The following is a 7795-nucleotide window of genomic DNA, read 5'->3' as shown; positions in this document are numbered from 1 at the left end:
CTTGAAATCCGTCATCGTTCCGTCCGTCCAATCTCCGCCAAGCATGCTCAAGCTTCACGATTTTTGCAACAGAGCCCACATTGCGGCGAGTTCCCGGCGGAACAGCGACGCCATGTAGTGGCGCAAGATTTTGTGGTCTCGGTAAGGAAACAGCTCGGCCCCCGCTACCATTCCCCAGGACATGGTGATGATGAAGTCCACCACCGTTGATCTGTCCTGTGGAGATGCGCCCGGCGCCAAAGAGGCCAGCGCCGCTCCCAGGCTGGTGCGCAGCCGGACATCCGCCTTGCGATTGATCTCGGCGATGATCGGGTTACACCCCACTGTGGCCACGAATTCGCACATCATGCGGCGATTTTCATGCGATGGCTCATCGATGGCGATTCGCTCGATCCAGGCGAGGATACCTTCGCGATCCCCCACCGCGACCGCCGTCTCCAGCGTCTCTTCCTCGAGCCATTCAGCAAGGTCGGCTTCGCAGATGGCGGCAATGATCGCCTCCTTGTTGGCAAAGTCCCGATAGATCTGCCCCACCGCGATGCCGGATGAACTGGCGATTTGGGCCATCCCGGTCTGATGGAATCCGCGTTTGACGAAGAGATCGCGGGTCGTGGCCAATATATGCTGCCGCCGCGCCGCAGAGCGGGGTCCCCGCACTCTTGCGACCGAATTGTTTTTTGCCACCATACCTCCCTAGCTTGCATTCGATGCTGCGGCGCAATAAAGAGCCGCTGATCGTGAGTGATCATTCGCTCTCGTGATAACTTGGTCAACGGGCAAGCTCTATGAAAAAATGCACTCCATTCATCGCGCTACTTATTACTGCATGCGGTGGAGGAGGGCAGCAGGGGGTCGCCGGCCCGCCGGAGGTGGGGGTGGTTACCGTCCGCGAGCAGACCGTGACGCTCAGCAGCGAGCTTCCGGGGAGAACCAGCGCTTTCGAAGCTTCCGACGTGCGCCCGCAGGTCAACGGCCTGATTCTCAAGCGTCTGTTCACCGAAGGCGATCAGGTGCGCGCGGGACAGGCACTTTACCAGATCGATCCCGCTCCCTACGAGGCACAGGTCGCGAACGCGCGCGCCGCACTCGTGCGGGCCAGATCCTCAATCGCATCCACAGCCGCTCTGGCCCGCCGCTACAATGATCTGGTCAAGATAAACGCGATCTCGCGCCAGGAGGCGGAGAACGCAGTCACCAGCGCGCAGCAGGCCGAGGCTGACGTGTCAGCGCAGCAGGCGATGCTGCGCTCGGCGCAAATCGACCTGGCGCGCACCACGATCCGCGCACCGATCTCCGGCCGCATCGGTCGCTCGACATACACCATCGGCGCGCTCGTCTCCGCTTCGCAAACCGACCCGCTCACCACGATCCAGCGGTTGGATCCGATCTTCGTGGACATCCAGCAGTCGAGCGCCGATGTGCTGCGCCTGCGCCAGCAATTGCTTTCCGGTGACATATCGCGCGGTAGTGGCGCGGCGCAGGTGAAGCTCAAGCTGGAGGACGGCAGCACTTATCCGGAAAAGGGCGTGCTCAAGTTCACTGACGTCACCGTCGATCCCACAACTGGCAGCCAGATCATCCGCGCTCAGTTCCCTAATCCGCGCGGTCTGCTTCTTCCGGGAATGTACGTACGGGCCGAATTGGTCGATGGCACGAAGAGCAACGGTTTGCTCGTGCCCCAGGTCGCCGTGTCGCGTGACGAGAAGGGCAATCCTACCGTCCTCATCGTCGGTCCGGAAAACAAGGTGGAGATGCGCAAGATCACCGCGCCGCGCACGATCGGAACCAGCTGGCTCGTCACCAGCGGGCTGAAGCCGGGGGAGAAGATAATCGTGGATGGTGCGCAAATGTTGCGGCCCGGCATCGCAGTCAAGGCGGTGCCGGCCCAGCAGGGAAGTGACCAATCCGGTCAGCGACCTGCGCAGCGGGGGCAGTAACCGACCATGTCCCGCTATTTCATCGACAGGCCCATCTTCGCATGGGTCATCGCCATCGTCCTGATGATGGCCGGCGCGATTGCCATCCGCAGCCTGCCGATCTCGCAGTTCCCCGAGATCGCGCCACCGACCGTCACCATCAGCGCCACTTATCCGGGCGCCGACGCCGAGACGCTCGAACGCACGACCACGCAGATCATCGAGCAGCAGCTCAAGGGCATCGACAACCTGCGCTACTTCTCGGCGCAGTCCTCGTCTGCCGGGCGCGTGACGATCACCCTTACCTTCGAGCAGGGCACCGATCCCGACATCGCCCAGGTCCAGGTCCAGAACAAGCTCCAGGCCGCGACCGCCCTGCTCCCGCAGGAAGTCCAGCGCCAGGGCGTGACCGTCGCCAAGTCGGCGGCCAGCTTCCTGCTCATCACCGCGATCTATTCCGAGGACGGCACTCACACCGCCAACGACCTTTCGGACTACATCGTCAGCCAGATCCAGGATCCGGTCAGTCGCATCAACGGCGTGGGCGAACTACAGATATTCGGCACCCAGTACTCGATGCGTATCTGGGTCGATCCGCTCAAGCTGCGCAGCTACAATCTCACCATCGCCGACGTCAGCACTGCCGTCTCCGCGCAGAACGCGCAGGTTTCAGCCGGTCAGATCGGTCAGTTGCCGGCGTCCAAGGAACAGCAGCTCAACGCAACCGTCTCGGTCCAGTCGCGCCTGCAGACGCCTGAGCAGTTCGGCAACATCCGCCTGCGCACCACCGAAGGCGGGGCCGTCGTGCGCCTGCGCGACGTGGCTCGGGTGGAACTCGGCGCCGAAATCTACGGCTTCGATACGCAGTATAACGGCAAGCCCGCATCGGGCTTCGGCGTGAAGCTGGCATCAGGCGCCAACGCGCTTGACACCGTGGACGCGGTGAAAGCCGAAGTGCAGAAAATCGCCACGGGCTTGCCCTCGGACGTCAAGGTCGCCTTCCCTTACGACACGACCCCGTTCGTCCGCCTTTCGGTCGAGCAGGTGATCCACACGCTGGTCGAGGCGGTCGTGCTCGTGTTCCTCGTCATGTTCCTGTTCCTGCAGAACTGGCGCGCCACGATCATTCCCACCATCGCGGTCCCGGTCGTGCTGCTCGGCACCTTCGGCATGATGTCGATGCTGGGGTACTCGATCAACACGCTGACCCTGTTCGGCATGGTCCTGGCGATCGGCTTGCTCGTCGATGACGCGATCGTGGTCGTCGAAAATGTCGAACGCCTGATCCAGGAAGAACATCTGTCGCCAAAGGAAGCGGCGCGAAAATCGATGGACGAGATCAGCGGCGCGCTGATCGGTATCGGCATGGTGCTGTCGGCCGTGTTCCTGCCGATGGCCTTCTTCGGCGGATCGACCGGCGTCATCTATCGCCAGTTCTCGATCACCATCGTCTCGTCGATGGCGCTTTCGGTACTGGTCGCGCTGATCCTCACCCCGGCGCTGTGCGCCACGATCCTCAAGCCCCACGATCCCGGCAAGAGCGAAGGGAACGGCCCGCTCGCCCGCTTCTTCCGCTGGTTCAACGACAAGTTCGATCGTGGTACCCGCAAGTACGAGGGCGGCGTGCGTCGCACCGCCAACAGTTGGAAGCGCTCGGGCTTCGTCTATCTGATGATCGTGGCGGCCATGGGTCTGATCTTCATGCGTCTGCCCGGCGGCTTCCTCCCCGAGGAAGACCAGGGTACAATGTTCGCGTTGGTCCAGGCTCCTCCGGGCGGCACCTTGCCGCGCACGCAAAAGGCGCTGGACGTGGTGCGCGACCACTTCCTCAAAGACGAGAAGGCAGCCGTCGATTCGGTCTTCACGGTCAGCGGCTTCTCCTTCAACGGCCAGGGCCAGAACGCCGGCCTGGCCTTCATCAAGCTCAAGGACTGGAAGGACCGCAGCAGCTCCGAGAACAAGGCCCAGGCCCTCGTGGGTCGCGCAATGGGCGTGTTCCCCAAGTATCGCGACGCCACGATCTTCGCCCTCATGCCGCCCGCAGTGCAGGAACTCGGCAATGCGACCGGCTTCGACTTGTGGCTGGTGGACAACACCAACATGGGGCACGAAAAGCTGCTCGGCGCGCGCAACCAGCTCCTGGGCATGGCGGCGGGCGACAAGCGCGTCGCGCAGGTCCGCCCGGTCACTCTCGACGACGCTCCGCAGCTCGCGGTGGACATCGATCAGGACAAGGCCGGCGCCCTCGGCCTCGACCTGGGCGCGATCAACAGCGAGATTTCCAGCGCCTGGGGCAGCGCCTACGTCAACGATTTCCTCGACCGCGGCCGCACCAAGCGCGTGTACATCCAGGCAGACGAGGCCTATCGCTCCTCACCCGAAGGCATCGAGAATCTCTACGTGCGCGGCACGAGCGGCGAGATGGCGCCGTTCAGGGCCTTCTCCACCCTGTCGTGGAAGACCGCGCCCGTCATCCTGAGCCGCTACAACGGCAAGCCCGCCATGCAGCTGCAGGGTGCGCCGGGCCAAGGCCTGAGCACTGGCGACGCGATGAACGCCATCACCGAGATGCACGGCAAGCTGCCGCCGGGCACTGGCCTGGAATGGACCGGCCTGTCTTACGAGGAACGCCTGAGCGGCGGCCAGGCACCGATGGTCTATGCCCTGTCGCTGGTCATCGTCTTTCTGTGCCTCGCGGCGCTCTATGAGAGCTGGTCGGTGCCGATCGCGGTCATGCTGGTCGTGCCGCTCGGCGTGATCGGCGCGGTCCTCGCCGCGATGCTGACGGGCCTCAACAACGACATCTACCTGCAAGTCGGCCTGATCACCACGATCGGCGTCTCGGCCAAGAACGCGATCCTGATCGTCGAATTCGCCGAGGAGCGGGTACAGTCGGGGATGAACGCCTTCGACGCGGCGATGGAGGCGGCCCGGCTGCGTCTCCGCCCGATCCTGATGACCTCGCTCGCCTTCGTGTTCGGCGTGCTGCCACTGGCGGTCTCGACCGGCGCGGGCGCGGGCGGCCAGAACGCGATCGGCCGCGCGGTGGTGGGCGGCATGCTCTCTGCCACGATCTTCGCAATCTTCTTCGTGCCGATGTTCTTCGTGATCGTCGCCCGCCTGTTCAAGCACGGACAGACCGACAGCAAGCCGCACGATCCCGACGCAGAAGAGCCTCACGCTGGCCGCGTGCAGCCGCAGGAAAGCTGAACATGAAAAAGTCGATCCTCATCCTGCTTGCCGGAACCACGCTGCTGGCCGGGTGCAACCTCGCCCCGAAGTACGAGCGGCCGGCCGGCGCGGTGCCGGTGGCGCTACCCCAGGGCGGCGTCTACCCGGCCGCACCCACCGATGCGCAGGACGTCTCGCGCGTCGGCTGGCGGGACTTCTTCCTCGACGACCGCCTGCGGCAGGTCATCGAGACGGGCATCGCCAACAACCGCGACTTGCGCATCGCCGCCGCCAACGTCCAGCAAGCGCGCGCGCAGTACCGCGTCCAGCGCGCCGACCGGCTGCCCACCGTCAACGCCACCGGCACCGCGACGTACACCAATAACCTCGCGAGCATGGGCGGCGGCGCCGGCTCGAGTAGTTCCGACATCGAGGTCTACCAGGCGACCGTGGGCCTTTCGGCTTTCGAGCTGGACCTGTTCGGCCGCGTGCGCAACTTGTCGCGCGCCGCGCAGGAGCAGTACTTCGCCAGCGAGGAGGCGCAGCGTTCCGCGCGCATCAGTCTCATCGCCGAGATCGCCAATGCCTGGCTGACGATGGCCTCGGACTCCGAGCAGCTGCGCCTCTCACGCGAGACGGCGAAGGCTTTCGAGGAAACCCTGCGCCTGACGCGCGAGCAATTCCGCGTCGGCGTCGGCTCGGAACTGGAAGTGCGCCAGGCCGAGACCAGCTACCAGGGCGCGGTCAACGACATCGCCGCGCTGGAGACGAGCGTGGCGCGCGACCAGAACGCGCTCAACCTGCTGGTCGGCACCACGGTCCCGGCCGAACAGCTGCCCAACGCCTTCGGCAAGGAGCCGACGACGCGCGACGCGCTGCCCGGCGACGTATCGTCCGAAGTGCTTCTGCGCCGTCCGGACGTGCTGCAGGCCGAGCACCTGCTCATCGCCGAGAACGCCAACATCGGCGCGGCGCGCGCGGCGTTCTTCCCCACGATCTCTTTGACGGGCACGCTCGGCACCCTGAGCACCGCGCTGTCGGGCCTGTTCAAGGACGGCAGCTATACCTACACCGGCTCGCCCGGCGCCTCGCTGCCGCTGTTCGACTTCGGCCGCCGTTCGGGCAATCTCGAATATGCCAGGGCTTCGCAGAAGGTGGCCGTCGCGACTTACGAAAAAGCCGTGCAGACCGCCTTTCGCGAAGTCTCCGACGCGCTTGCCCAGCGCGGCCGCATCGGCGACCAGATCCGCGCCCAGACCACCCGCGCCGAGGCAGCCGGCGTCGCCGCCAGGCTGTCCGACGCGCGGTTCCGTTCGGGGGTGGATTCGTTCCTCGTCACCCTCGACGCCCAGCGCACCGCCTATGGCGCCGAGCAGGCGCTGGTCACCACCCGACTGACCCAGGCGAGCAACCTGGTGGAACTATACCGCTCACTCGGCGGCGGACTGGCGGACGAGCCTCTGCATGGGGAGGCAAGGAACGGAGAGATCGACACGAGCGGTGCGCCTTGACGCGCAGCTGACCAACTGGGAGTGCAGTCCGGTGAAGGAACAGCAAGTATCGACGAGTGAAATCAACACACGTCGCCATCGGCGCGAACTTCCCAAAGCCGCCCCCAGATCCAAGGATCGGACATTTCGTCGAAGCCGGCTGATCGATGCCGCCCGAGGCCTCTTCCACGAGAAGGGCTTTGCCGCTACCACCATCGACGACATCATAGAGCGCATCGGTGGCTCCCGAGGCACTCTCTATATCTACTTCGGCAGCAAGCTCGAACTGTTCGAAACCATCGTCAGAGAGGAAGCCGATCGCTTCTCGAAAACCCTCGACGATGCATTTGCGATGGGTGCCGATGACATGGCACTCGAGGAGGCGACGCAAAAGCTTCTCGATCTGGCCCAAAGCGAAGATGCAATCGGCCTATTGCGTATGGTCATCGCCGAGCGGCAAAAGTACCCCCAGATAGGCAACATCTATCAAATGGTCGTATCGCGGGTCAAGGAAGCGGCGCGTCGGATCGTCCGACCGCATCTGCGCTGTGTCACCGGGGAAGCACAGGATTTTCTCGCCGAGATGTTTTTTGCGATCGTCGTCGCCGACACGCAAATGGCCTTCCTTACCGGCACGGCCGATGATCAGCTTGCGCAAGAGCGTGGGAGATGGATCACCCGACACCTTGCGACACTAACGAACCTCTCGGGGGAACCGAACTGCTCCCGCGCAAAAACGGGCCTTTTCAGCCCCTCCAAGACAGCTCCCTCAGTTTGAAATGGACTCGCATGGCGATCGACGATCGCACTCGTTGTCTGCGATGGTTCTGGAAACCATCGTCAGGATGGCTCCCGCAAATTTGCACTTGTAAAACCGTTTTCGCAGGTGCAGCATTCTTATGCCTTTTAGGCATCCTCTCCCAACTCTAGCCGGCGTGACGTCGGCCTCTTTTTGAGAAGGGTCAACATCGCCTAGCACTACTTTGGCAGTTTTGTATTTTTGCGATTCCCAAAAGGCAAAAACCCTGATTCATGGAGAGCCAGCTATCGAAAGGGCTGGTGATGGATACGGAATGGAAAGAGGATCTGGAGGGCTGGCTTGAGCCGTTTCTCATCGCTCTTGGGCACAAGACGCGCCGTCGGGCTCTGTTGCAAAGATTGGCGGCAGTCAGAGGTAGGCTGTCGCTCTGCGCCGATCAGGCGGCTGCTGCGAAATGG

5 protein-coding genes are annotated in these 7795 nt (G+C 63.6%); 4 read left to right on the top strand and 1 reads right to left on the bottom strand.

Going from position 1 to position 7795, the window contains the following annotated elements; translation table 11 throughout:
• Positions 1–54 precede the first annotated feature (54 nt).
• The gene (locus QHC67_RS18355; RefSeq protein ID WP_319296569.1) at positions 55–618 is read right to left on the bottom strand and encodes a helix-turn-helix domain-containing protein; all 564 of its coding nucleotides are present in this window, start codon (positions 616–618) and stop codon (positions 55–57) included.
• Positions 619–785: 167 nt separating this feature from the next.
• Between QHC67_RS18355 and QHC67_RS18350 the strand changes: the two genes are divergently transcribed.
• The 4 genes from QHC67_RS18350 to QHC67_RS18335 are packed head-to-tail and all read left to right on the top strand — an operon-like array spanning position 786 to position 7355.
• Complete coding sequence (locus QHC67_RS18350) at positions 786–1937, top strand: efflux RND transporter periplasmic adaptor subunit (RefSeq protein ID WP_026002373.1); 1152 nt, start codon at positions 786–788, stop codon at positions 1935–1937.
• Positions 1938–1943: 6 nt separating this feature from the next.
• Positions 1944–5126 carry an efflux RND transporter permease subunit gene (locus tag QHC67_RS18345; protein ID WP_319296566.1) on the top strand — a complete coding sequence of 1061 codons (3183 nt, stop codon included), beginning with the start codon at positions 1944–1946 and terminating at the stop codon, positions 5124–5126.
• Between the two features lie 2 nt (positions 5127–5128).
• Positions 5129–6598: an efflux transporter outer membrane subunit gene (locus tag QHC67_RS18340; RefSeq protein WP_319296564.1), complete on the top strand. Its 1470-nt coding sequence runs from the start codon at positions 5129–5131 to the stop codon at positions 6596–6598.
• Positions 6599–6629: 31 nt separating this feature from the next.
• Entirely contained in the window at positions 6630–7355 is a 726-nt protein-coding gene (locus tag QHC67_RS18335; protein ID WP_157704848.1) for a TetR/AcrR family transcriptional regulator, read from the top strand.
• Positions 7356–7795: the final 440 nt, after the last annotated feature.

It is taken from the genome of Sphingobium sp., assembly GCF_033795625.1.
Taxonomy (GTDB): domain Bacteria; phylum Pseudomonadota; class Alphaproteobacteria; order Sphingomonadales; family Sphingomonadaceae; genus Sphingobium.
The sequence above is the reverse complement of the archived record's forward strand: the minus strand, read 5'-3'. Positions and strand labels throughout refer to the sequence as shown.

Coding starts and splice junctions, on each gene's coding strand:
- QHC67_RS18345 (WP_319296566.1), top strand. CDS start 1,944: ATGTCCCGCTATTTCATCGACAGGCCCATCTTCGCATGGGTCATCGCC.
- QHC67_RS18340 (WP_319296564.1), top strand. CDS start 5,129: ATGAAAAAGTCGATCCTCATCCTGCTTGCCGGAACCACGCTGCTGGCC.
- QHC67_RS18350 (WP_026002373.1), top strand. CDS start 786: ATGAAAAAATGCACTCCATTCATCGCGCTACTTATTACTGCATGCGGT.